Source organism: Thiobacillus sp. (assembly GCF_013693775.1).
Classification (GTDB): Bacteria; Pseudomonadota; Gammaproteobacteria; order Burkholderiales; family Thiobacillaceae; genus Thiobacillus.
Genome location: NZ_CP059257.1, coordinates 2,872,715 through 2,897,310, shown reverse-complemented (window position 1 = coordinate 2,897,310; position 24,596 = coordinate 2,872,715). Strand labels below are relative to the sequence as shown.

Genomic DNA, 24,596 nt, shown 5'->3' with positions numbered 1-24,596 from the left:
GTCATCATGATTCCGCGCGATTTCATCGACACCCTGCTCGCCCGCGTCGACGTCGTCGATGTCATCGACCGCCGCGTGCCGCTGAAGAAAGCCGGGCAGAATTACCAGGCCTGCTGCCCTTTCCACAGCGAANAAACCNCCTCCTTCACCGTCAGCCCGACCAAGCAGTTCTACCACTGCTTCGGCTGCGGCGCACATGGCACTGCGCTCGGCTTCCTCATGGAATACGAGCACATGAGCTTCCCCGACGCCGTGGCGGCCCTGGCCCAGGATGTCGGCCTGCCCGTGCCTGAGTCCGGCGAGCCCGAGCGCCCCAAACCGCCGCCCGCGCTGTGGGATGCGCTCGAACAGGCGGCGCAGTTCTACAAGAAACAGCTCAAACAGACCCCGCGCGCGATCGACTATCTGAAGCGCCGCGGCCTGACTGGCGCCATCGCTGCCCGCTACGGTATCGGCTACGCGCCGGAGGGCTCCCCGCTGAAGCAGGTCTACGCCGACTACGCGGCCGACGCCCTCGCCGCCTCGGGCCTCGTCATCGACGGCGACCACGGGCGCTACGACCGCTTCCGCGATCGCATCATGTTCCCTATCAGGAACATCAAGGGCCAGATCGTCGGTTTCGGCGGGCGCGTGCTGGACCAGGGCGAACCGAAATACCTCAATTCGCCGGAAACCCCGCTGTTCCACAAGGGTTCGGAAATCTACGGCCTGTTCGAGGCGCGCGCCGCGATCAAGACGGCCGGGCGCGTCATTGTGGTCGAAGGCTACATGGACGTGGTCGCGCTGGCTCAACTCGGCGTGGCGTTCGCCGTCGCCACCCTCGGCACCGCCACCACGCCAATCCATGCGCGTACCCTGCTGCGCCACACCGACCGCCTGGTCTTTGCCTTCGACGGCGACAATGCCGGGCGCAAGGCCGCCTGGCGCGCGCTGGAAAACTCGCTGGAGGCGCTGCAGGACGGCAAGGAGGTCAGCTTCCTGTTCCTGCCGGAAGGCGAGGACCCTGACAGCTATATCCGAACCCACGGCCACGACGCATTCCTGCACCTACTGGACACCGACACCCTGCCGCTGTCCGCCTTTCTGGTGCGCGAACTGGCGCGCAACCGCAAACTCGACAGCCAGGAAGGCCGGGCAGCCTTGATCAAGGACGCCAAACCCTTGCTGGAGAAAATTGCCGCGCCCCTGCTGGCCAGCTTGATCCAACGGCAGATTGCGGAACTTGCGCATCTCCAGGCTGACGAACTCAGCCGTCTCGGGCTCAAACCCATTGCAGCGCGCCGACCTCTCCCGCGTCCGCAACGCCGCCCAGCGCCATCGCGGGTGCGCAGCCTGGCCCGCACCCTGCTGATGAATCCACAGCGGGTGGCCGAGGTCGAACCCTGCTGGCTCGATGCAAACGACCCGCTAAGCGGTCCTACCGGCGAACTGATGGCCTGGCTGCGCGAGGTTGGCCCGCTCAAGCCGCAGACCCTCAGCGAAACGGCCAAAGGCAGCGTGCTGGAGCCCTTGATCGATGAGCTAATGACCGATTTGCTCGACAAAGACGACACCTGGGACTGGAACGCGGAGTTCGATGGCGCCGTCAAACAGTTACGCGACGATTGGCGCAGGCGAAGGCAACAGGAACTGGCCATGCGCCCGCTCGGCAGTTTGAGCGCCAGCGAGCGCCAGGAATTGACTGAACTGGCACGTTCCTAGCTTGCCAGAAACGGCAAGACAAAGTGCCGGCTTGCGGTATAATTGCCGGTTTTTGAACGATTTTTTCTGTCCGCGTGCGGTGCGCGGGGGCGGAACCTGAGCGGAGAATAACCTGTGGCTGTACGTGGAAGAAAACCAGGTGGTAGCGCCAAAACCCGAAGCGCTACTCCCCTGAAGGAGCTGACGCCGGTGGAGGCGGAAGCGCGCCGCACCCAGCTGAAGAACCTCATCATCCTCGGCAAGGAACGGNGGTTCCTGACTTACGCCGAGATCAACGACCACCTGCCCGACGAGGTGCTGGACGCCGACCAGATCGAAGGCGTGATCAGCATGATCAACGACATGGGCATCCAAGTCTACGATGAAGCGCCGGACGCCGAAACCCTGCTGATGCAGGAAGCCGCCCCGGCCGTCGCCGACGAGGATGTCGTTGCGGAAGCCGAGCAGGCGCTGACCACGGTCGATTCCGAATTCGGTCGCACGACTGATCCGGTCCGTATGTACATGCGTGAAATGGGCTCGGTCGATCTGTTGACGCGCGAAGGCGAAATCGAGATCGCCAAGCGCATCGAGGAAGGCCTGCGCCACATGGTGCAGGCGATTTCGTCGTGTCCGCTCACCATCCAGCAAATCCTGGACATGGCGGCACAGGTCGAAAAAGACGAGATGCGCATCGACGAGCTGATCGACGGCTTCGTCGAAATGGAAACCGAAGCCGCGGCTGAAGAGGAAGACACGTCCGCCGACGAAGAAGAGACGGATGAGGACGACGACGAAGAAGCCAGCGCCAAGCTCGCAGCCGCCAATCTGGCGCAGCTCAAAGCCGAAGCGCTTGTGCAGTTCGACTTCATCCGCAAAGCCTACAAANAAGCACAGACAGCCCATGCCAAGTATGGCCTCGGCAGTCCGCAGCACATGAAAGCCCAGTCCGAAGTCACCGAGCTACTGATGGCGATCCGCTTCTCGGTGCGCCAGGTGGACAACCTGTGCGAGCAGATCCGCAGTGCGGTGGAAGAGGTGCGCTCGCACGAACGCAAGATCATGGAGTTCTGCGTCACCCGTTCAGGCATGCCGCGTCCGCACTTCATCAAGGCTTTCCCCGGCAATGAAACCAACCTGACGTGGCTGGACCGGGAGATCGCTGCGAAGAAAGCCTACTGCTCGACGCTTTCCAAGGTGCAATACGAGGTCAAGGCACACCAGGAAGCCCTGATCGCGATGCAGGATCGTGTCGGTCTACCGATCAAGAACCTGAAGGACATCAACAAGCAGATGTCGACCGGCGAGGCCAAGGCCCGCCGCGCAAAGCGCGAGATGATCGAGGCCAACCTGCGCCTAGTCATCTCGATCGCCAAGAAATACACCAACCGCGGCCTGCAGTTCCTCGATCTGATCCAGGAAGGCAACATCGGCCTGATGAAAGCCGTGGACAAGTTCGAGTATCGCCGCGGCTACAAATTCTCGACCTATGCCACCTGGTGGATTCGCCAGGCGATCACGCGTTCGATCGCCGACCAGGCGCGCACCATCCGCATCCCGGTGCACATGATCGAGACGATCAACAAGATGAACCGGATCAGCCGCCAGATCCTGCAGGAAACCGGCATCGAGCCCGATCCGGCGACGCTGGCGATCAAGATGGAAATGCCGGAAGACAAGATCCGCAAGATCATGAAGATCGCCAAGGAGCCGATTTCCATGGAAACGCCGATCGGCGACGACGAGGATTCCCACCTCGGCGACTTCATCGAGGACTCCAGCACGCTGTCGCCTGACGATTCCGCGATCTACGCAAACCTGCGCGACGCTACCCGCGAAGTGCTGGACAGCCTGACCTCGCGCGAAGCCAAGGTATTGCGCATGCGCTTCGGCATCGAAATGAACACCGACCACACGCTGGAAGAAGTCGGCAAGCAATTCGACGTCACGCGTGAGCGGATCCGCCAGATCGAAGCCAAGGCCCTGCGTAAGCTGCGCCACCCGACCCGTTCCGAAAAGCTGAAAAGCTTTACCGGCAGCGGCGAAGTATAAGTCTCCTGCCCCGCCCATCGCGGGGCAGCTACGTTTTCGGGTCTGTAGCTCAGTTGGTTAGAGCAGGGGACTCATAATCCCTTGGTCCACGGTTCAAGTCCGTGCAGACCCACCAATTACCCAACATCAGCGATAATCACCCCTAATAAAAACTGGGGGTGTCAGATGCAAGGGAAGCCAGAAAACCCGGCGAGCGCCGGTTGCAGATTCTGCAAACACTCGCCGCGATGCTGCAGGAACCGCAGCCTGAGAAAATCACCACGGCGGCGTTGGCAGCCCGCATCGGGGTATCCGAAGCCGCGCTATACCGGCACTTTTCCAGCAAGGCGCAAATGTTCGAGGGTCTGATCGAGTTTATCGAACAAACCCTGTTTGGCCTGATTGCGCGCATCACCGCCGACACGCCCTCGCCGTCCGCTCAGATCGAAGCCATCCTGAGCATGCTGTTGAATTTTGCGGCGAAGAATCCAGGGATGACGCGCGTGCTGATCGGCGATGCACTGGTGCATGAAAACGAGCGCCTGCAAAAACGCATCAATCAACTACACGACCGAATCGAAGCCCAGTTGCGGCAATGCCTGCGCTTTTGCGGCGACAAGCAGTCCGAACTGAGCGGGCCGCTGGCCAATCTGCTGCAATGCATGGTGGTAGGACGCTGGCATCAGTTCGCCAAGAGCGGATTCAGCCGCCCGCCCGGCGGCGATATCGAGCTGCTGATGGCGCGTTTGCTCGACGTTCACCCCGCCTGACGCGCGGCCTGCGAGCAAACCGGGCAGGCCGGATCGTACGGCACGTTCATCACGCGAACCTCGGCCCGCAGGCCATCCCATAGCAGCAGCCGGCCGATCAGCAACTCTCCCACCTGAGCCAGATATTTCAGGGCTTCCATCGCCTGCATTGCGCCGATGACGCCGACCAGAGGAGAAAACACCCCNGCCTCGGCGCAGCGCATCTCCGGTTCGCCGGCCTGATCCGGAAACAGGCAGTGATAGCAGGGTGTGCGGGCACGGCGGGTATCGAACACCGCCAGTTGCCCCGAAAAACCGATCGCAGCCCCCGACACCAGCGGTTTGCCCAACTGAACGCAGGCCCGGTTGACCGCATGCCGGGTAGCGAAGTTGTCCGACGCATCGACGACCAGATCGACCGCCGCCACCGCTTCATGCAGCGCTTCGCCGCTCAGCGCTTCCCGAATGGATTGCACCTCGATCTCAGGATTGATGGCGCGTACGCTGCGCGCGAGCGAATCGGCCTTGTTCTCGCCGATGGCTGCCGTGGCATGACCAATCTGCCGCTGCAGATTGGTCAGGTCGACCGTATCGCCGTCCGCCAGCCACAACCGTCCGACGCCCGACGCCCCCAGATAAAGTGCGACCGGGCAACCCAGCCCGCCGGCACCGATGATCAACACCGACGCACCTGATATACGTGCCTGCCCGTCCACACCGACATCGGGCAGCAGGATGTGTCTGCTGTAGCGCAGCAGCAGTGTGTCGTTCAACTCCATGGGCTATTTATAGCTCCGCCACTCTTCCGGCGTTTCGTCGCAATCGCCATGCAGGTGGCGCTCGTAGACTTTCATGAATGCCTGCTGGGATTTGATGTCCGGCTCGTTGGCTGCGACGTTGCGTCGCTGCACGCTCTCGCAGTAATACGCCAGTGCACGCCTGAGCTTGCAGAGGAGGCTGTTGTCGAGATGGAACCCCTGGCTCGCCAGCGCAGTCTCCAGCCCTTCCAGCGTGTACTCGCAGATGTGATACCGCACCTGCAGACGATAGACGTCTGCGCCGATGGCCACGTCCAGCCCCTCCAGACCAGCCAAAAGCGCCAAGGCGCGCTCGGCCTGGCCGGCAGGCAAGGCATGAAAGACGATTTCGCGGTTNTTCTCGAGGTCGCACGGACGCATGACGCCTCCCGGCAGGCTAGGTCAACTCAGTATACCGCGCCGTTTGTGCTGTGGAACCCCTGCGGGCCACACAGCACAGCCGCTCAACGCCCCTGCAGGATCTGCAGCCCTTTAAGCAGGTTCAGCGCCTGGTTCACCTGGAAATCGTTCTTCGACACGATCTCGCCCGGTTCCAGCGTCGTCGGCTTTCTCGACGCCGCCCGGGGCGCGCGGTCAGCCGGCGCGGCCTTGATGGCTTCGCTCGGTTTGCTGGGCGTCGAATCCCCGCCATTGGGATTGCTCAGGTGGTGCTCGAGATCCGCCTCGCGAATGCCCAGACCTTGATCATCGGACGGCATGGTGGGGTCTTCCACCACGATATCTGGCTCGATGCCCTTGGCCTGGATGGAGCGTCCGCTCGGCGTAAAGTAGCGCGCCGTGGTGAGTTTGATCGCCGTGCCGTTGCCGATCGGCAGGATGGTCTGCACCGAGCCCTTGCCGAAGGTTCGGGTACCCATGATGACGGCACGCTTGTCATCCTGCAGTGCCCCNGCCACGATTTCGGAGGCTGAGGCCGAGCCGCCGTTCACGAGCACCACCATCGGCACCTGCTTGACGCCCTCCGGCAAACCCTTCAGATAATCAAGCTGCATCGGGCGCAGGTAATTTTCCGGGCTGGCGGTCAACCGCATCTTCGCATCCTCCGTACGCCCGTCCGTGTACACCACCAGGCTGTCCGGCTTGACGAAAGCCGCCGCCACCGCCACCGCGCCATTCAGCAGGCCGCCCGGGTCGTTGCGCAGATCCAGGATCAGGCCCTTGAGCGGCGCCTTGTTGTCCTTGTAGAGCTTGTCCAGGGCCTCGGCCAGCAGTTCGCCGGTATGTTCCTGGAATTGCGTCACGCGCACGTAACCGTACCCGTTTTCCAGTAATTTGGATTTGACGCTGCGGATCTTGATGACCGCGCGGGTCAGGGTCAGCACGATGGGTTTGTCGACGCCCTTGCGAACGATGGTGAGCTTGATCGGCGACCCCGGCTTGCCGCGCATGCGCTTCACCGCATCGTTCAACGTCATGCCTTTCACCGGCGTATCGTCGAGCTTGATGATCAGGTCACCCGGCTTGACCCCGGCCTTGAAGGCAGGCGTATCTTCGATCGGCGAGACGACCTTGACGAAGCCGTCTTCCATCCCGACTTCGATGCCCAGACCGCCGAATTCGCCCTGGGTGCCCACCTGCAGATCCTTGAAGCCTTCGGCATCGAGATAGGCCGAATGCGGGTCCAGCCCGCTCACCATGCCGTTGATCGCCGATGCGATCAGTTTCTTGTCGTCGACTGGCTCGACATAGTCACTCTTGATGCGGGCAAACACATCGGTGAAGGCACGCAGCTCCTCGACCGGCAGCGCAGTCTCCGCATCCTTGTCGGCAATCGCCGGCAGATTGAGGGTCAATGCGGCGCCAGCGAGTATGCCAGCCAGACCGACCAGTACGAGTTTTGCCTTTTGTGTCATCTCACTTCACCCAGTCCAGGGGNTTTACAGGACGGCTCTGATGCCGCATTTCAAAATACAGGCCCGTGTCGGGTTGGCCACCGCTGTTGCCAACCGCAGCGATCGCATCGCCGGGCTGAACCCGGTCGCCCACCTGCTTATACAGACTTTCATTATTGCTGTACAGGCTCATATAGCCGTCACCATGGTCAACAATAATGAGGTTTCCGAAGCCGCGCAGCCACTCGGCGAACACCACCTGTCCGGCTGCGATCGCCTTCACCGCCGTACCTTGGGCGGCCCGGATGAACAAGCCTTTCCAGCTCAACCCGCCGCCTTCTCTCGGAGCACCAAAGCGGTTCATCAGTTCCCCGGCAACCGGTAAATGCAGCAAACCTTTCAGCCGAGAGAACGGCTGGCTCGACCGAAAAGCCACCGGCGTATCGGTATTAACCGCCACGGGACGGCGCTGCTGGCCGGTTGAGCCGCGCTCTGCCTCCCGCTGCTTCGTCTGCCGGGCCGCACGCGCGCGTTCAGCCTCTCGCGCAGCCTGCTCCGCCATCACCCGGTTGAGGCGCTCGACCAGCTGGGTCAGGCTGCGTTCATTGCGCTTCAAGGTGGAAATCTCGCGCCGCTGTTGCTGGATTTGCACGGAGAGTTTCTGCAACACCTGCTCGCGGGCGTGCTTGTCGGCCAACAGCTTTTGCTGCTCGGCTTCGTGCGTGGCCTGCAATTGCGCCAGGTCGTTTGTCTTCTGCGAGGCTTGCTGCTGCAAGGCGGACAGTTGCGCCAAGTCGGCACGCAGTGTGTCGATCATGGCCTGCTGCGCACGCGAGAGGTGGGCCAGATAGCGCAAATCGCGTGCGGTCTGGTTGGGGTCCGCACCATTCAGGATGAGCTTGAGCGCATCGCCCTGCCCGCGCTGGTAAGCGCTCTTGAGCGTCTGCGCCAGATGGGCCTGCTGTGTGCGAATACGCGCCGAGGTTGCGTCGACCTGTTGTGTCAGCGACTGCAGGTCGCTCTGCGTGCGCTGGCGCTCGCCATCCAGCTGCCGTAGCTGACGTACGGCGTTGCTGATCGCCCGTTCGGACTGGCGCAGCTCGTCGGCCGCTTCCTGGCGATGCGTCTGCGTGTCGCGAAAATCCTGCTGCAGGGTTTGCAGGCGCTGTTTGAGGGCGTCGAGTTCGGACTGCTTACGGTCGGCCTGGTTGGCGCTGGCGCACAGCGGTCCGGACAGCACCAGCAGGACGAAGAGTTGTTTGAAGTTCACCCTGGCGAGCTTACCCGAACCGGACGGGCTTACTCAAACTGCACCAGGGCCTCGCCGGTCATTTCGGGCGGTTGCGCCACGCCCATCATCTTCAGCAGGGTCGGGCTGACATCCTCGAGCGCGCCGGTTTCCGCCAGCGTGGCATGGCGTCGCCCAACATAGATCAGCGGTACCAGGTTCATGGTATGCGCGGTATGTGGCTGGCCGGTTGCGGCGTCGCGCATCAATTCGGCGTTGCCGTGGTCGGCAGTGACCAGAACTTCCCCGCCCCGCGCCTGTTGCGCGTCCACCACCCGGCCCAGACAGGTGTCGACCGTCTCGATCGCCTTGATCGCCGCCTGCAGGTCACCGGTGTGGCCCACCATGTCGGGATTGGCAAAATTGCAGACGATAAGATCGTATTGCTGGCTGCCGATCGCGGCGACCAGCTTGTCGGTTACCTCGAAGGCACTCATCTCGGGCTTGAGGTCATAGGTTGCCACGTCGGGNGACGGCACCAGCACGCGATCTTCGCCGGGAAAGGATATCTCTTCGCCGCCGTTGAAGAAAAAGGTGACGTGCGGATATTTCTCCGTTTCGGCGATGCGCAACTGGCGCAAGCCGAGGTTGGCGGCGTATTCGCCCAGGCCATTCTTGATCCGTTCGGGCGGAAAGGCGACCGACACCTGGAAATCGTCGCTGTAGCCGGTCAGCGTGCAGTAGGTCGCCAGCCGGGGCGTGACTTCGCGCTCGAACTCACTGAAATCGGGCTCGATGAAGGGCCGCGACAACTGGCGCGCGCGGTCGGAACGGAAATTGAGAAAAATGACCGAATCGCCGTCCTCCATCTTCACCGGTTTGCCGTCGGGCGGCAGGATGGCCGTGGCCTTGACGAATTCGTCGGTTTCGCCGCGCGCGTAGGCGGCTTCCAATCCGGTCAGCGCATTCTCCGCCATGAACTCGGCGCGCCCCTGGGTCAGGAGATCGTAGGCGGATTTGACCCGCTGCCAGCGCCGGTCGCGGTCCATCGCGTAATAACGGCCGATCATGGATGCGATGTGGCCGACGCCGGTCTGCCCGATTTTCTCGTTGAGGCGGCGCAAATAGATTTCGGCACTTTTCGGCGGCGTGTCACGACCATCCAGGAATACGTGCAGACAGACCTTGTGCAGTCCTTCACGCGCCGCCAGATCGAGCAGGGCATGAAAATGCGACTCGTGGCTGTGCACACCGCCATCCGACAGCAGGCCCAGCACATGCAGCGTCCTGCCATTGTCGCGTGCCAGATGCACGGCGTTCAGCAGGGCCGGATTGGTGTAGAAATAGCCCGATTCGATGGCGCGGTCGATACGGGTGAACTCCTGATACACCACCCGCCCCGCGCCGATGTTCAGATGCCCCACCTCGGAGTTGCCCATCTGCCCCTTGGGCAGCCCTACTTCGGATTCCGATGCATGGATAAGAGTATGGGGATTATTCTTCCATAGCCGGTCCCAATTGGGCTTGGCGGCCTGGGCAATCGCGTTGTCCGCGCTTTCTTTGCGGCAACCAAAACCGTCGAGGATGATGAGGAGAACCGGCACGGTTTTCATGAAAAATTTGTATAACCTGACTCGTTTTCGTGGAAATATTTTAATATATGCGTGATTGCTAATCTATACGCAATCCAAAAAGTAAGATTATAAGTAACGCACGGCTGTATTTTGACGAAGTTGGCCGCGCCGTTACGCGACCCGTAGGACTGAGGAATGAATATGGCAGCTGACTGGGATCAAGTGGACCTCATGGACAAGGATGAGCACATCGAGCAAGCCTCGCGTGCGATGAAAGCCATGTCACATCCTCTGCGCCTGAAAATTCTTTGCGTACTGGGCGACAAGGAAGTCAGTGTCCAGGACATCGTCGACCATGTCGGCACGTCGCAAAGCAATATCTCGCAGCACCTCGCCATCCTGCGCGACAAAGGCGTGCTGCGCACCCGCAAGGATGCCAATCGCGTGTTTTATCGCGTGGGCGACACCCGCACCCTGAAGCTTCTGGGCATGATGCGCGACGTCTTCTGCGGGTTCACCAAGTAAGTCAAGCCGCCGTATCCCAGGGCCCGGCCACGCACAGGCGTGCCGGGCCTTGTGTTTCGAATGCCACTCAATCATTTCCAGTTTGAGAATGCGCGCCACGCCCCTTCCAACTCCAGTACAGCGCCGGGATGACGAAAAGCGACAGCAGCGGTGCCGTCAGCATGCCACCCACCAACGGCGCGGCAATCCGCTTCATCGCTTCGGAGCCGGCACCATCGCTGAACATGACGGGCAGCAGGCCCGCCACGATCACCGCCACTGTCATCATCTTGGGCCGCACACGCATGAGCGCGCCCTGGACGACCGCCTGCCGGAGCACGACGCGATCAACCGACTGGCAGCCTAACTGCCGGGATTCCTCGACGGCCTTGTCGATATAGAGCAGCATCACGACACCGAACTCCGCCGCCACGCCCGCCAACGCAATGAAGCCGACGCCCACCGCCACCGACAGGTTGTAGCCTAGCCAGTAGACCAGCCAGAACCCGCCCACCAGGGAAAACGGCAGGCAGACGGCGACCAATACCACCTTGCCTGGCTCGCGGAAGTGCAAGTACAGCAGCAGTAGAACCAGCAGCACGGTGAATGGAATCAGCCACAGCATTTTNTGCCTGGCATGCTGCAGATTCGCGTACTGGCCGGACCAGGCGATAGCGTAGCCGGACGGCAGTTTGACCTGGGTGTCGACCGCCTGCCGGGCCGCTTCGACGTAGCCGCCCAAGTCCCGGCTTTCGATGTCGAGATAGACGTAGCCGGTCAGGCGTCCGTTTTCGCTCTTGATTTCGGCCGGCCCGTCGGCGATGCGCAGGCGGGCGACTGTCCCGAGCGGCACCTGGATTCCGGACGGGGTGGCAATCCGGCTTTCGGCAAGCGTCTCCATCGAGTCACGCAAGGCGCGCGGATAGCGCAGGTTGATGGAAAACCGTTCGCGCCCGTCCACAACCGTACCGATGTTCTCACCGCCGATGGCGCTTTGGATCAGGCGCTGAACCGCCGCAACGGTGACGCCGTAGCGCGCAGCCTGTGCGCGGTCGATATCGATATCCAGATACCGCCCACCGGTGACGCGTTCGCCGAATACGGCGCGTGTTCCGGGTATTTTCTTCAGCGTGGTTTCGAGCGTTTCTGCCAGCGCGGCGATCCCGGCCAGATCGGGGCCGGTGATCTTGATGCCGACCGCTGTGCGGATGCCGGTAGACAACATGTCGATGCGGGTACGAATCGGATAGCCCCAGGAATTGGTCAGACCGGGCAACCGTACGGCACGGTCGAGCTTCTGGATCAGTTCCTCTACTGTCTCACCCGGAGGCCATTCATTCCTTGGTTTAAGCAGAATGGTGGTTTCCAGCATGGACAGCGGCGCAGGGTCGGTTGCGCTGTCGGCACGGCCGGCCTTACCGAACACGCGCGCCACTTCCGGCATCTGGCGGATCAGCCGATCGGTGATCTGCAGAATATTGGCGGCCTCGTCGACAGACACGCCCGGCAACGTGGTCGGCATGTACAGCAGATCGCCCTCGTACAGCGGCGGCATGAACTCGCTACCCAGGCGGGAGACGGGCCATGCCGCGCTAGCCAGCAGCAGGACGGCCAGCAGCAGCACCCGTTTGGGATGATTCAGCGACGCCAGCAGCGCCGGCCGATAAAGCGCCTGCAGCACGCGATTGAGCGGATTGCTGCGCTCATGGACGATACGGCCGCGAATGAAATAGCCCATCAGCACCGGCGTCAGCGTGACGGCCAGCGCTGCGCTCGCCGCCATGGCATAAGTCTTGGTGTAGGCAAGCGGCGCGAACAGTTTCCCTTCCTGGCCCGAGAGCGCAAANACCGGCAGGAAGGACACCGTGATGATGAGCAGCGAGAAGAAGAGCGCGGGGCCGACTTCGACCGAACTGGCGCGTGCAACCGCCCAGTAGTCGCTGCCGGGTCCGGCCCGCTCAAGGTGCTTGTGCATGTTCTCGATCATCACGATGGCCGCATCCACCATGGCGCCGATGGCGATGGCGATGCCCCCNAGAGACATTATGTTGGCGCTGACGCCCTGCTGCTTCATCACGATGAACGCCGCGAGGATGCCGACCGGCAGGGTGAGCGCGGCAACCAGGGACGAGCGCAGGTGGAACAGGAACAGCAGACAGACCAGCGCCACCATCAAGGTCTCTTCCACCAGTTTGCTGCGCAGATTGTCGATGGCGCGCGTGATGAGACCGGAGCGGTCATACGTGATCACCAGCTCGACGCCGGGCGGCAGGCCCGCCTGCAGTTCCTTGAGGCGGGCTTTGACGCGTGCTGCGGTTTCCAGCGCATTATTGCCATAACGCATGACCACGATACCGCCGGTGACGTCGCCTTCGCCGTCGAGGTCGGCTACNCCTCGCCGCGCTTCCGGTCCCGTCTGGACATGTGCCACATCCTGCAGCCGAATGGGAACACCCTCGGCATCCGTGCCCAAAGGGATTGTGCGGAAATCGTCCAGCGTCTTCAGATAGCCATTGGCGCGGATCATGTATTCGGCGCGCGCCATCTCCATGACCGACCCGCCGCCCGAGAGATTGCTGTCGCGCACCGCCTGGCTGACCTGTTCCAGTGAAATCCCGTAGGCGGCCAGGCGGTTCGGATCCACCTCGATCTGGAACTGGCGCACCATGCCGCCGACACTGGCCACCTCGGCCACGCCGGGCAGGCCCTGCAACTCGTATTTCAGGTAGAAATCCTGGACTGCCCGCAACTGGTCCGCATCGTAGCGATGGTGGCGATCCACCAGCGCGTATTCGAATATCCAGCCTGTGCCGGATGCATCGGGTCCCAGCGTGGGCGTCACGCCTGCCGGCAGGCGCGACGCCGCCTGGCTCAGGTATTCCAGCACGCGGGAACGCGCCCAGTACGGATCGACGCCATCCTTGAAAATGACGTAGACATAGGACTCGCCGAACATGGAAAAACCGCGTACTGCCGTGGCGCCCGGTACCGACAACAGGCTCGACGTCAGCGGATAGGTCACCGAATCTTCCACGAGCTGCGGCGACTGGCCGGGATACGCCGTCTTGACGATGACCTGGGTATCGGACAGGTCCGGTATCGCATCCAGCGCAATATTCTGCGCGGAGTACACGCCCCAGGCCGTCAGCAGCAGCGTGGCCAGCAGCACCAACAGTCGGTTGGCGAGCGACCACTCGATGATTCGCCGGATCATGCTCAGCGGCTGTTCTGCATGCGCTGCACGGAATCGTTCAGGGAGGCCGCCGCATCCAGCAGGAACTGCCCGCTCACGGCGACCTGCGCTCCCTCCTGCAACCCGTCGGTGATCTCGACGAAGTCGCCGTTTTCGATGCCTGTTTCCACGGGAACCGGCATGAAATGCCCGCTTTCCCGCGCCAGCATGACCCGGTTGCCCCGGCCCGTACGAATCACGGCCGAACGCGGTACCGCGAGCACCGTTCGCGGATGCGTGGCAATGACGACATCCACGAATGCGCCCGGCCGAAGCTGGCGATCCGTGTTCTTCACCGTCAGGCGTGCCCGGGCGGTGCGCGTCGCGCCATCCACGGTAGGCAAGGCGAACACGAGATGACCGGTCAGTGGTGGTCGCCCGGAATGAGGAAACGTCACGGTCACGTTGTCGCCCTCCCTGACCCATTCGAGCTGGTCGGGATACAGGACAATGTCGATCCAGACCGTGGCGACATCGGCCACGGTCAGCAGCTTGGTCATCGGCGTCACGTAGTCGCCTTCCCGCGCGCCGATCTGGGTGACGAAGCCGGATCGGGTGGCGTACACCGGTACCCGGTCAATCGTGCGGCGGGTGGACTCGATGGCGGCGAGCGTGGCGTCGCTGACATCGGCATAGGCGAACTTATCCCGCGTACGGATGCGTTCGCGTGCCAGGCTGGCGGCCATTTGGGCATTCTGGCCAGAATAATCCGTCATGTTTTCCAGCAGCTGATCCCGCCGCTGCAGCAGCTCGATATATTCGCGCTGGCGCTGCACCAGTTCGGGCGAATAGATCTCATACAGGATCTGCCCTGAGGTGACCTGCTGTCCCGGTGCACTGACATGCAGTTTGCGAATCCAGCCGTCGATCTTGGGGCTGATGCTGTAAAGGGAAGTCTCGTCGATTCCGACGTTGCCGTAGGTATGCACCGCCCGGTTCATACGGTGCGGCGTCACATCCGCCAACCGCATGCCCATGCGCTGCTGCAACGCCGTGTCGACCTGTATGCCCGCTGTGCGATGATCATGTGCAGCGCCCGTCTCCACCAGATCCATTCCGCATATCGGGCAGGACCCGGGGTGGTCCTGGAGAATATTGGGGTGCATGGGGCAGACCCACATTTTCCGGATGCCCGCCGTTCCATCCAGCGGCTCAAGGCGATCCGAAGCCTGCGCGGACTGCACGATGCCATCCGACCTCACGCCCGGAAGCCGTTCTGCAAAATACGCGACGCCTGCCATGCAGACAGGAACGGCCAGCAGCACACCGTAATACAACGTACGAACAAACGACGAGGTCATGGGAGGATATCCAGCCTGTTACTGACGCGAATCAAAGGGCCATCCGGATCGCGGCGGCTAGACGTTCTTCGGCTTGGCCTTGACCAGTTTCATCTTGCACACGGGGCACTTTCCGGGTTCGTGGCGATGAATCTCGGGATGCATGGGGCATGCCCAGTTGTCCTCGGCATTGTGCGGTGCGAGCGAATCCGGCCGGTCGTTGCCGGACATCCTGATATGTGTTGCAGGCACGCCTCCATCCTGGCTTGCGGCTTGAGCGGCGTATCCCGGCGCGATGCCGGCGAGTACGGCAAGGAACGATACATTCGCCAGCACTCGTACGACGGGGTTCGACTGTCGTTTGATATTCATGGGTGGATCTCCGTATGTTGAGTGGGCGCCGAGCACCCGGTTGAACCAGGTACTCGGCGCCCATCACTTTCCTGCCATCAGCGAACGAGGATCTGCTCGCCGTGGCCCATGTTGGGATCGGCATCATTGCTGAACATGATCACTGCGATGGCCCCCGTGAGGGCAGCCTTCAGCGAGTGGGTCACAATCGCATTGGCGCCTTCCTTGGGCGAGATCAGGTCGAATGTCGCTGCGTCTCCCGGTCCCACGACAAAGCTTTGCAGGCCATGCTCGACGTTCTTCGGGTTGCCGCTGGGGTAGACGGCATCCCAGATGCCCGCAATGGGATGAAAGGACGAGAACTCATTGGGACCCGCGTTGACGAAGTAGACACGCACACGCTCGCCCGGCTTGGCCTGTAGCCAACGGGTCGCTGCCGGATCGTGCACCGGGTCATACTTGAAGATGCCGCCGTTGAACATGACGTTGCTCCACTTGTTCTGCATCATGTCTTCCTTGGCGTCCGGGTTCGGATAGAGCTCCGACTGGATCAGCACGTATTCGCGATCCGCTTTCGGCATGGCATGGGCATCCTTCGGATCGACGATGATGGTCCCGAACATGCCGCGTGCGATGTGCTGGATCATCGGATCGGAGCCGCAGTGGTAGAAGAACACGCCAGGATAATTGGCGGTGAAGGTGTAGTGCTTCTCCTCGCCCGGCTTGATGGACCCGAAATCCTTCACCACATCCAGTCGCGCCGCGTGGAAATCCATGGAGTGTGAATTCTTGTTGGTCTTGTCGTTGATCAGCGTGAACTCGACCGTGTCGCCTTCGGTGACCCGAACCACTGGGCCCGGCACCTTGCCGTCGAAGGTCCAGGTTCGGTACATCGTCCCCTTGTTATCGATCGGCAAATCCACTTCCGTTGCGTGCAGCGTGACCTGCACCGTTTTCGCCTCGGCCTGGAATGACAGCATCGACAATGCCGCCACGCCTGCCAGCGCCATCCCCAGCATCTTGTTTTGTTTCATTTTGAAGCTCCTTGTTATTTACTCGAACCACAGTTGCAGACAAAGCGTAGATACGCCACCAACTCCTTGATTTCCTCGTCATTCATGACGTTGCCCCAGGCCGGCATGAGGACCGACTTGTTCACTGCCAGCCCGCCGTCCTTGATGACGTGGAATATTTCCTCGTTGGGAATGTCGCCCATCCCCTTCGCGTCGCTGTGATCCCGTGGCTGGACCGACATATCGCGACTGTTGATTCCTCTGCCATTGCGATTGATGCCGTGGCACTGAACGCAGTAGGTGTTGTAGTTCCGCAGCGCACGCTGCGTGTACGGCTCATCTGCCGAGGCAGGACCGCCGGACACGAAACAGGTGGCCACGAAGAGCCCTGCCTGCAGGAATGCGGGCATGCGTGGACCGAAATTCATTTTCATTTCCCTCCGATGCGCTGAGTTGCAGGATGTAACCCGTCAGTCGCTGCAGATCCGGTTCGGCCAGGTTGAGCGTGGGCATCCAGATGTGCGGATCGATCGCCTGCGGGTTCTTGATGTAGCTGTAGATGTAATCGGGCTGCAGACGCTCGCCTGCGGTGTAGAGCTCAGGCCCGGAGGAACCGCCGGTTCCAGGCTTGGCCTGATGGCAGGCGGCGCAGCCGCGGAGCTTGTTGAAGAACATCGCCCCCATGGACATGCTCACCTTATCGCCCTTGAATGCGCCCTTGCTCACCCGATCTGCCGGGCCCGTCAACGCCATGAGTGCCTCGGCAACCGCTTCGGCATCCGCTTTCGACAACTTCACATGGGACGTCATGGTCGACTCGTCCACGACATCCTCCTTGTCGCTGCCCTTTATATGCTTGGTATACAACTCGCCGGCCGGCCGGATGCGTACCGGGTTCTGCAGCCATTTTTCCAGCCAGGGCCGGTTGAACTTGCTGCCTGCGTAGTACAGGTCCGGCCCCTTCCGCTCCCACAGGCGGTCGAGGCTGGCGTTGTCCGGTTTTACAATGGCGTGGCAACTGATGCATTGCGATTTCAGGATGCCAGCCCCGACACTGTCTGCCGCGAATGCCGGAGCTGCGACCAGCCCCATGGCCAATGCGGCCAGAAGAGATAACTTCATCATCGATCCTTTCGCTTATTGAACGGCCTGGCCCTTGAAGGCAGGCGCGTCATACATGCCATAGGGTTTCTTCAGGGATTCTTCGTAATAGAAATCGGGCACGAACGCCTTGTTCTTCCAGGCGTAGAACGGGTCGTTGCGGTTGATTTCGTTGTATTCGATGACCGTCATCAGACCGCCCATCGGCTTGTCGCCGTTCATCGTGTGGGAATCGACGTGGTCATGCACCATCCAGCGACCCGGGTTGTCGGCGGTCAGGATGAGGTCGTAGCGTTCGCCCGGGCCGACCATGATGGTGTCCGCCTCGTAGGGCATAGGCAGCGGACGGCCATCCTTGAAGGCCACCTGGAAGACGTGGCCGTGGATATGGATGGAGTGGGTCAACTCGCCCGCGCCGATCAGGCGGATCCGCACCACGTCGCCCTTGTTCACCCGAAGCGGTTGCGAATCGGGAAACGCCTTGCCGTTGAGCGTGAAGTAATCCCACACATCCCCGGGGACGCCGCCGTAACCCGGTTTGAATGCCCATTTCGACGCCCAGTCAGACAACATCAGGATGTAGTCCTTCGTCACCTTCTTCTCGATCGGTTTGGGCGTTTTCGGATCGACGATGAAGGGGCCCCACATGCCGCGCATCGCCGCGTGTTCATTGACGTTGACATGGCAGTGGTACCACATGGTGCCGGACGGCTCGGCAATGAACTTGTAGGTAAAGGTGTCGCCAGGCTTGATCGCAGACTGGGTGGTGTCCGGCACGCCATCCATGCGCCAGGTTCCTTTNTGCAACATGCCGTGCCAGTGAATCGTGTGCGGCAGCGTGGTCAGATTGTTGACGTTGACGGTGAGCTCGTCGCCTTCCTTGACATGAATCAAGGGGCCCGGTACCTGACCATTGAAGGCGAATGTGTGGAATTGCTGCTTGTCGACCAGCGTGATCTTGGTGTCCTCGATCGTCATCTCGAACGTGCGCTTGTCGGCATACCCGGGCATGGGATGACCCAAAGCCACCCCNAGACACAACAGGGCCGCGCCGCGNGTGATGCTGATTCGACGGTGAAATCCTTTTTCATATGGCCTCCCTATAAGATATATATGAAATATATCTTAATAAATGCCATATGACAAGGACCTGGGCTTCAATTTCCTAATGGTTATAAAGTGCCAATCAGAGGCCGGGCGCACGGCCAGACGCAGCCAGATATAATGACGTGTCAATCAGAGCATCCAGCACAACGCCACATGGCATAACGCAGACCGAAGGAGATGCCATGCGGCTGACCAAATTCACGGACTTTTCCTTGCGTGTGATGATTTATCTGGCTCGTCACCCAAACGGCTTGGCGACCATTGCCGACATTGCGCAGGAGTACGACATCCCCTCCACGCACCTGATGAAGGTGGTACATCGCCTGGCGCAATGCGGCTACATCGTGACGGTGCGTGGGAAGNGGGGTGGCATGCGGCTCGCCAGATCACCAGACATGATCAACGTAGGCGATCTGGTACGGGACACCGAAGACAACATGGACATCGCGGAATGCTTCAGCGCCGAGCACCAGAATTGCCCGATGCTGCCGGCATGCGCACTGAAATCCATTCTGATCGAGGCACGCAAAAGCTTCTTGGCCACCCTGGATTTTTATCGCCTGTCAGATATCACGGGGAGCTCCATGCCTCCACTCGTGGCTCCCTTGCACCTGGTGCACGATATTTCGTCTCCGGCCGGCGGCCGCAAGAAGAAGCGTAGTGCCTGAGCGAATCGGATCTGCATGCCACGAGGTGAGACGGGCTAAGCTTATATTCCGTACAGCCCCCTCGCTGCCGGGCGACAGAGGGAAACCTCACTGAGCGAGTGCGCATGACAAGCCAGAACGAGTCACCACGTCCATCACAAGTTATTGAATTAAATAATATATTAGACTAAACTAATGGATGATTTTTCGGGAGATGCGTCAGTGTCTAAGTTTGCCTGCCTGCTGGCCTGTGCCGTACTCGTTTCGCAACCCGCCTGGGCTGCGCTGCCATTTACCACCACCACGGTGAATTACCAGATGACGGATACAGGCTACAGCACCGAAGCCACCGTCGAGGCCGTCAAGCAGTCCACCGTCGCGGCCCAGGTATCGGGACGCGTGGCCGCGGTCAATTTCGATGCGGGAGATTACGTCAAGGCAGGATCGGTGATCGTACGGCTGTCTGCCCAGGAGTTGTCCTCGGCCGCGACGGGCAGCCAGGCACAAGTGGCCCAGGCTACCGCCACGCTGGAGAATGCACGCGCCAATTACGAACGCCAGCAGCAACTGTTCCAGCAGAAATTCATCAGTCAGGCCGCACTCGATCGCGCCACGGCCGAGTACCGCTCAGCCGAGGCCGCCGCCCGTGCTGCCCGCGCCGGCGCGGGACAAACCGCAGCGGTCAGTGGCTACACCGTGATCACCGCGCCGTTTTCCGGAATTGTGGCCGCCCGCCATGTCGAAGTCGGCGAAACCGTTACGCCCGGCAAACCGCTGATGACCGGCTTCGACCCCAGGNACATGCGGGTCATTGCCAACATCCCGCAATACAAACTCGCCGAGGTCAAGGCTGCACCGCGCGTCGCAGTCGAGATTCCCTCGCTCAACAAATGGATTGCCGCCACCGGCATCACCGTGCTGCCGTCCGCCGACGTGGCCACCCACACGGTCAAGGTGCGCATCGACCTGCCTGCCGACGTGGAAGGTGTCATTCCCGGGATGTTCGCGCGTGCGCATTTCTCCATGGCCAGCGCGCGCAAGCTCACCATCCCGCTCAGCGCCGTCGTCCGGCGTTCGGAAATCACCGCGGTCTATGTCGTCAATCAGGGCAAGGTAAGCCTGCGGCAGGTCCGGCTGGGTACGCCGAACGCACGCGGGCAGGTGGAAGTGCTGGCCGGGCTGAACCCGGGCGACGTCATTGCGCTCGAGCCGGTCAAGGCGGGCATCTACGCCAAAAGCACCGCCAACCAGCCAGCCAAGTAAACGGACAGACGCATGGGACTCTCCGGACGCATCGCCCGTTTCTTCCTCACGTCCCAGCTCACGCCGTTGATCGCATTGATCGCGGCCCTGCTGGGCCTGATTGCCATTCTGGTCACGCCGCGCGAGGAAGAGCCGCAGATCAACGTGACCATGGCCAACGTGTTCATCCCCTTCCCCGGCGCGTCGGCCAAGGACGTCGAAGCCCTGGTGGCAACGCCCGCCGAACAGGTGCTGTCGCAGATCGCCGGGATCGAGCACATCTACTCGGTCTCCAAGCCCGGCATGGCGACTCTGACCGTGCAGTATCTGGTCGGCCAGGACCGCACCCAGGCACTGGTGCGGCTGTACGACACCATCCAGGCCAATCGTGACTGGGTATCGCCCGAGCTTGGCGTCGGCGAGCCTATCATCAAACCGCTCGGCATCGACGACGTGCCGATCGTCACCGTCACCCTGTGGACGCGCGACCCGAACCGCGGCGCCTACGAACTGGAGCAGGCCGCCCACGCGGCCGAAATCGAACTCAAGCGCATTTCCGGCACCCGCGAAGTCACGACCATCGGCGGCCCCGGCCGCGCCGTACGGGTGATGATGGACCCCGATCGCATGGCCGCATTCGGCATTACGCCCAAGGACATCCGCGACGCGCTGCAGGTCTCCAACGCCGCCCAACCCTCCGGCACACTGGTCTCGAACAACCAGGAAATTCTCGTCCAGACCGGAACCTTCCTCACCGGCGCCGATGACGTCCGTCAACTTGTCGTCGGCGTCGCACAGGGGCGCCCGGTCTACATCAGCGATGTGGCAAGCGTGACTGCAGGCCCCGACCAGCCCACCCGCTACGTCTGGCATGGCCCTGGCGCCGGTGGANAAAACAAGGCCGACAATGGCCAGACCTACCCGGCGGTCACGCTGGCGATTTCANAGAAGCCCGGCGAGAACGCGGTCGATGTGGCCAGAAAGGTCATCGCACGCGTCAACAGCCTGCAAAACAGCGTCTTGCCAGAAGGTGTCGAGGTCAGCGTCACCCGCAACTACGGCGCCACCGCCGACGACAAGGCCAAGAAGCTGATCCAGAAGCTGATTTTCGCGACGGCCTCGGTCGTCTTGCTGGTGCTGTTCGCCATCGGCAAGCGCGAAGCACTGATCGTCGGCGCCGCAGTACTGCTGACGCTCGCGGCCACGCTGTTCGCCTCGTGGGCCTGGGGGTTCACGCTCAATCGGGTATCGCTGTTCGCACTCATATTCTCGATCGGCATCCTGGTCGATGACGCCATCGTGGTGGTGGAAAACATCCACCGTCGCATGAATCTGGACCACGACGGCCTCGAAGCGATCATTCCGCGTGCAGTCGACGAAGTGGGCGGGCCGACCATCCTCGCCACCCTCACCGTGATCGCAGCCTTGCTACCCATGGCTTTCGTCAGCGGTCTGATGGGCCCGTACATGAGCCCGATTCCGATCAACGCCTCGATCGGCATGGTGATCTCTCTCGCCATCGCCTTCATCGTCACGCCCTGGCTGGCGCTGAAACTGATCAAGCAAGAAGCGCACGGCGCACACGCGGCAAGCGACAACAAGTTGCTCGCCCTGTTCCGCGCCCGCCTCACGCCTTTCCTGCGCGGCAGCGAGGGCAAGGGTGCGCGTCGCAAGCTGTGGCTGGGGATCGGCGTCGCCATTCTGCTGTCGGTCGCCTTGCCGATGGTCAAGCTCGTCATCCTGAAAATGCTGCCGTTCGACAACAAGTCCGAATTCCAGATCATCGTCGACATGCCGGTTGGCACACCCNTGGAAAAGACTGCCCAGGTGCTGAGCGAAATGGGCACTGCGGTTGCGCAAGTCCCCGAAGTCACCGACTATCAGGCCTATGCTGGCACCGCTGCACCGATCAATTTCAACGGCCTGGTGCGACAGTATTACCTGCGCTCAGGCCCCGAGGTCGGGGATTTGCAGGTCAACCTGCTCGACAAACACGACCGCGACCGCAAGAGCCACGAAATTGCACAGGCGATCCGTCCGGTGGTCGAAGCGATCGCCAGGAAGCACGGTGCCGACGTCAAAGTGGTCGAGGTGCCGCCCGGGCCGCCGGTCATGTCACCGATCGTGGCCGAAATATACGGCCCCGATTACGACGCACAGATCCAGGTCGCCAAGCAGGTACGCAGCGTCTTCGAGAAAACCAAAGGCATCGTCGCCATCGACGACACGGTCGAAGACGATGCCCAGCGCTTCGTGCTGCGCGTGCTGCAAAACAAGGCCGCGGTTGCCGGCGTGGCACAGAAGGACATCGTCGCAGCGATGAAGATGGGGCTGTCGGGCGAGAATGTCACACCCATCCACGGCAGCGGCGCCAAGTACGAAATTCCGGTGCGCATCACCCTGCCGCCTGAACGTCAGAGCGGGCTGGACGATTTACTGAAACTGACGGTGCGCGGCAACGACGGCAACCTGGTACCCCTGTCGGAGCTGATTGAAGTGATGCCGAGCGCACGCGAANAAACCATCTACCACAAGGACCTGCTGCCCGTGGTCTTCGTGGTCGGCGACACCGGCGGCAAGCTGGATTCGCCGCTGTATGGCCTGTTCGAAATGCGCGGTGCACTGAAAGACAAACCGCTGGCGCAGGGCGGCACGCTGTCGGAGTACTTCATCCACCAGCCCGCCGATCCCTACACCGGATTCAGCCTGAAATGGGACGGCGAGTGGCAGGTCACCTATGAGACCTTCCGCGACATGGGACTCGCCTATGCGGTCGGGCTGATACTGATCTATATCCTGGTCGTCGCGCAGTTCAAGAGCTACCTGACCCCGCTCGTCATCATGGCGCCGATCCCGCTCACGATCATCGGCGTGATGCCGGGCCATGCCCTGCTCGGCGCGCAGTTCACCGCCACGTCGATGATCGGGATGATCGCCCTGGCCGGCATCATCGTGCGCAACTCGATCCTGCTGGTCGATTTCATCAACGAGCAGGCAGCAGCCGGTATGGATTTCCAGGAAGCAGTGATCCAGGCTGGGGCTACCCGGGCCAAGCCCATCGTGCTGACCGGGCTGGCCGCCATGCTGGGCGCTTTCTTCATACTCGACGATCCGATTTTCTCCGGACTGGCGGTATCCTTGATTTTCGGCATTTTCGTCTCCACCTTGCTGACGCTGGTGGTGATTCCCGTGCTGTATTACGCTGCCAACTACCGTAAACATTCTTCACCGAAAGCAGGAGTTTCATCATGACCGTTGAACGTATGGTCCGTATCATCGCCGGATTTTTCATCATGCTGTCGCTGGCATTGGCCCACTTTTCCGGCAGCGTCGACATGACCCACCTGTCGTGGCTGTGGTTCACCGCCTTCGTCGGCTTCAACCTGTTCCAGTCCGGCATCACCCGTTTCTGCCCGATGGACATCATGCTGAAGAAGGCGGGCGTCAAACCGGGCTGCGGGCTGTAAGGAGGGGACATGGACATTCAATTCCTGCAGCAGAACTGGATGCTGGTGGCCGTGGCCGGCGTATCCGGCGCCATGCTGGTGTGGTCCTTCATCGGCGGCAAGCTCTCCGGCATCGAGGAAGCCGACACGCTGAAAGCCACCCGCCTTTTCAACGACGACGCGCTGATCCTCGACGTGCGCGAAGACAAGGAATTTGCCACCGGCCACATTCCCAGGGCCAAGCACATTCCGCTCGGCCAGCTGTCCGGCCGTCTCCAGGAACTCGAGAAATTCAAGGCCAAACCCATCCTCGTCACCTGCCGTAGCGGCCAGCGCTCGGCGCGCGCCTGCAACCTGCTGAAAAAGGCCGGTTTTGAGACCGTGTACAACCAGGCGGGCGGCATCCTGGCGTGGGAACGCGCCAACCTGCCTGTCGCCAAGTAATCCCGAACAAGGAGGCCCCATGGCCAAAGTCGTCATGTATTGCACCGCCGTCTGCCCCTACTGCGTCGCCGCAGAGCGGCTGCTGAAGAGCCGCGGCGTCACCGAAATCGAAAAGATCCGCATCGATCTCGACCCGACCAAGCAGGAGGAAATGATGACGCGCACCGGCGGCCGTCGTACCGTCCCGCAGGTCTTCATCGGCGACACCCACGTCGGCGGCTTCGATGACACGTCCGCACTCGACGCCGCGGGCGAACTGGTGCCGCTGCTGAACCGCGCCTGAGCGCGCCGCTTGCCGGAACACGCTTGAATTTCCG

At 61.6% G+C, this 24,596-nt stretch carries 22 protein-coding genes and 1 tRNA gene; 11 read left to right on the top strand and 12 right to left on the bottom strand.

The genetic code is table 11. The features are described from left to right. The first annotated feature begins 6 nt into the window (after positions 1 to 6). The 4 genes from dnaG (at position 7) to slmA (ending at position 4,481) form a co-directional block, all read left to right on the top strand. Positions 7 to 1,701 (top strand): DNA primase, encoded by a 1,695-nt coding sequence (dnaG, locus tag HZY77_RS14245; protein WP_296816117.1) that lies wholly within the window; start codon positions 7 to 9, stop codon positions 1,699 to 1,701. A 189-nt stretch (positions 1,702 to 1,890) separates the two neighbouring features. Further along, the gene (gene rpoD / locus HZY77_RS14240) at positions 1,891 to 3,732 is read left to right on the top strand and encodes an RNA polymerase sigma factor RpoD (RefSeq protein ID WP_296816115.1); all 1,842 of its coding nucleotides are present in this window, start codon (positions 1,891 to 1,893) and stop codon (positions 3,730 to 3,732) included. A 38-nt stretch (positions 3,733 to 3,770) separates the two neighbouring features. After that, positions 3,771 to 3,847 (top strand) — tRNA-Ile (locus HZY77_RS14235). Positions 3,848 to 3,959: 112 nt separating this feature from the next. Further along, entirely contained in the window at positions 3,960 to 4,481 is a 522-nt protein-coding gene (slmA, locus tag HZY77_RS14230; protein WP_296820923.1) for a nucleoid occlusion factor SlmA, read from the top strand. Here slmA and moeB read toward each other — a convergent pair. From moeB to gpmI, 5 genes are all read right to left on the bottom strand, one after another. Further along, positions 4,469 to 5,239 (bottom strand): molybdopterin-synthase adenylyltransferase MoeB, encoded by a 771-nt coding sequence (gene moeB, locus HZY77_RS14225; protein ID WP_296629566.1) that lies wholly within the window; start codon positions 5,237 to 5,239, stop codon positions 4,469 to 4,471. The two genes, slmA and moeB, sit on opposite strands and share 13 nt — an antisense overlap. 3 nt (positions 5,240 to 5,242) lie before the next feature. Then, complete coding sequence (locus HZY77_RS14220) at positions 5,243 to 5,638, bottom strand: hypothetical protein (RefSeq protein WP_296816113.1); 396 nt, start codon at positions 5,636 to 5,638, stop codon at positions 5,243 to 5,245. Between the two features lie 83 nt (positions 5,639 to 5,721). Beyond that, positions 5,722 to 7,131, bottom strand: a complete 1,410-nt coding sequence (locus tag HZY77_RS14215) for a S41 family peptidase (RefSeq protein ID WP_296816110.1) — start codon at positions 7,129 to 7,131, stop codon at positions 5,722 to 5,724. Position 7,132: 1 nt separating this feature from the next. Then, complete coding sequence (locus HZY77_RS14210) at positions 7,133 to 8,380, bottom strand: peptidoglycan DD-metalloendopeptidase family protein (RefSeq protein ID WP_296816106.1); 1,248 nt, start codon at positions 8,378 to 8,380, stop codon at positions 7,133 to 7,135. 29 nt (positions 8,381 to 8,409) lie between these two features. Then, on the bottom strand, positions 8,410 to 9,951 hold the full coding sequence (gene gpmI, locus HZY77_RS14205) for a 2,3-bisphosphoglycerate-independent phosphoglycerate mutase (RefSeq protein ID WP_296816103.1): 1,542 nt from the start codon (positions 9,949 to 9,951) through the stop codon (positions 8,410 to 8,412). A gap of 156 nt (positions 9,952 to 10,107) precedes the next feature. Between gpmI and HZY77_RS14200 the strand changes: the two genes are divergently transcribed. Continuing rightward, on the top strand, positions 10,108 to 10,437 hold the full coding sequence (locus tag HZY77_RS14200; RefSeq protein WP_296655650.1) for a metalloregulator ArsR/SmtB family transcription factor: 330 nt from the start codon (positions 10,108 to 10,110) through the stop codon (positions 10,435 to 10,437). A 67-nt stretch (positions 10,438 to 10,504) separates the two neighbouring features. On the opposite strand, the gene HZY77_RS14195 is transcribed toward HZY77_RS14200, so the two are convergent. The 7 genes from HZY77_RS14195 to HZY77_RS14165 form a co-directional block, all read right to left on the bottom strand. Continuing rightward, positions 10,505 to 13,630 (bottom strand): CusA/CzcA family heavy metal efflux RND transporter, encoded by a 3,126-nt coding sequence (locus tag HZY77_RS14195; protein WP_296816101.1) that lies wholly within the window; start codon positions 13,628 to 13,630, stop codon positions 10,505 to 10,507. A 2-nt stretch (positions 13,631 to 13,632) separates the two neighbouring features. Continuing rightward, a complete protein-coding gene (locus tag HZY77_RS14190; protein ID WP_296816099.1) occupies positions 13,633 to 14,949 on the bottom strand; it encodes an efflux RND transporter periplasmic adaptor subunit in 1,317 nt (438 codons plus the stop codon). 57 nt (positions 14,950 to 15,006) lie between these two features. Beyond that, complete coding sequence (locus tag HZY77_RS14185) at positions 15,007 to 15,300, bottom strand: heavy metal-binding domain-containing protein (RefSeq protein WP_296816096.1); 294 nt, start codon at positions 15,298 to 15,300, stop codon at positions 15,007 to 15,009. Between the two features lie 77 nt (positions 15,301 to 15,377). Next, positions 15,378 to 16,313, bottom strand: coding sequence for a multicopper oxidase domain-containing protein (locus tag HZY77_RS14180; protein WP_296816093.1), 936 nt, complete (start codon positions 16,311 to 16,313; stop codon positions 15,378 to 15,380). A gap of 14 nt (positions 16,314 to 16,327) precedes the next feature. Next, positions 16,328 to 16,702, bottom strand: coding sequence for a c-type cytochrome (locus HZY77_RS14175; RefSeq protein WP_296816090.1), 375 nt, complete (start codon positions 16,700 to 16,702; stop codon positions 16,328 to 16,330). Next, entirely contained in the window at positions 16,629 to 17,414 is a 786-nt protein-coding gene (locus HZY77_RS14170; RefSeq protein WP_296816086.1) for a c-type cytochrome, read from the bottom strand. The genes HZY77_RS14175 and HZY77_RS14170 overlap by 74 nt, the downstream gene beginning before the upstream one ends. Before the next feature lie 15 nt (positions 17,415 to 17,429). Further along, positions 17,430 to 18,404: a multicopper oxidase domain-containing protein gene (locus HZY77_RS14165; RefSeq protein ID WP_296816082.1), complete on the bottom strand. Its 975-nt coding sequence runs from the start codon at positions 18,402 to 18,404 to the stop codon at positions 17,430 to 17,432. Positions 18,405 to 18,682: 278 nt separating this feature from the next. Here HZY77_RS14165 and HZY77_RS14160 point away from each other — a divergent pair, with 278 nt between their 5' ends. From HZY77_RS14160 to grxC, 6 genes are all read left to right on the top strand, one after another. Continuing rightward, entirely contained in the window at positions 18,683 to 19,168 is a 486-nt protein-coding gene (locus tag HZY77_RS14160; protein WP_296816079.1) for an Rrf2 family transcriptional regulator, read from the top strand. 201 nt (positions 19,169 to 19,369) lie between these two features. After that, the gene (locus tag HZY77_RS14155; RefSeq protein ID WP_296816076.1) at positions 19,370 to 20,410 is read left to right on the top strand and encodes an efflux RND transporter periplasmic adaptor subunit; all 1,041 of its coding nucleotides are present in this window, start codon (positions 19,370 to 19,372) and stop codon (positions 20,408 to 20,410) included. Positions 20,411 to 20,422: 12 nt separating this feature from the next. Next, positions 20,423 to 23,641 carry an efflux RND transporter permease subunit gene (locus HZY77_RS14150; protein WP_296816074.1) on the top strand — a complete coding sequence of 1,073 codons (3,219 nt, stop codon included), beginning with the start codon at positions 20,423 to 20,425 and terminating at the stop codon, positions 23,639 to 23,641. Then, positions 23,638 to 23,856 (top strand): DUF2892 domain-containing protein, encoded by a 219-nt coding sequence (locus HZY77_RS14145; protein WP_296655628.1) that lies wholly within the window; start codon positions 23,638 to 23,640, stop codon positions 23,854 to 23,856. Before HZY77_RS14150 ends, HZY77_RS14145 begins: the two co-directional genes overlap by 4 nt. A gap of 9 nt (positions 23,857 to 23,865) precedes the next feature. Continuing rightward, positions 23,866 to 24,279, top strand: coding sequence for a rhodanese-like domain-containing protein (locus tag HZY77_RS14140; protein WP_296629539.1), 414 nt, complete (start codon positions 23,866 to 23,868; stop codon positions 24,277 to 24,279). A 19-nt stretch (positions 24,280 to 24,298) separates the two neighbouring features. Further along, entirely contained in the window at positions 24,299 to 24,562 is a 264-nt protein-coding gene (grxC, locus tag HZY77_RS14135; protein ID WP_296629537.1) for a glutaredoxin 3, read from the top strand. Positions 24,563 to 24,596 lie beyond the last annotated feature (34 nt).

What these genes read in the sequence shown, in the direction of transcription:
- HZY77_RS14180 (WP_296816093.1), bottom strand. Translation starts at nt 16,313, where the DNA reads ATGAAACAAAACAAGATGCTGGGGATGGCGCTGGCAGGCGTGGCGGCA.
- HZY77_RS14200 (WP_296655650.1), top strand. Translation starts at nt 10,108, where the DNA reads ATGAATATGGCAGCTGACTGGGATCAAGTGGACCTCATGGACAAGGAT.
- HZY77_RS14145 (WP_296655628.1), top strand. Translation starts at nt 23,638, where the DNA reads ATGACCGTTGAACGTATGGTCCGTATCATCGCCGGATTTTTCATCATG.
- grxC (WP_296629537.1), top strand. Translation starts at nt 24,299, where the DNA reads ATGGCCAAAGTCGTCATGTATTGCACCGCCGTCTGCCCCTACTGCGTC.
- HZY77_RS14170 (WP_296816086.1), bottom strand. Translation starts at nt 17,414, where the DNA reads ATGAAGTTATCTCTTCTGGCCGCATTGGCCATGGGGCTGGTCGCAGCT.
- HZY77_RS14140 (WP_296629539.1), top strand. Translation starts at nt 23,866, where the DNA reads ATGGACATTCAATTCCTGCAGCAGAACTGGATGCTGGTGGCCGTGGCC.
- HZY77_RS14190 (WP_296816099.1), bottom strand. Translation starts at nt 14,949, where the DNA reads ATGACCTCGTCGTTTGTTCGTACGTTGTATTACGGTGTGCTGCTGGCC.
- HZY77_RS14175 (WP_296816090.1), bottom strand. Translation starts at nt 16,702, where the DNA reads ATGCCCGCATTCCTGCAGGCAGGGCTCTTCGTGGCCACCTGTTTCGTG.
- HZY77_RS14185 (WP_296816096.1), bottom strand. Translation starts at nt 15,300, where the DNA reads ATGAATATCAAACGACAGTCGAACCCCGTCGTACGAGTGCTGGCGAAT.
- slmA (WP_296820923.1), top strand. Translation starts at nt 3,960, where the DNA reads ATGCTGCAGGAACCGCAGCCTGAGAAAATCACCACGGCGGCGTTGGCA.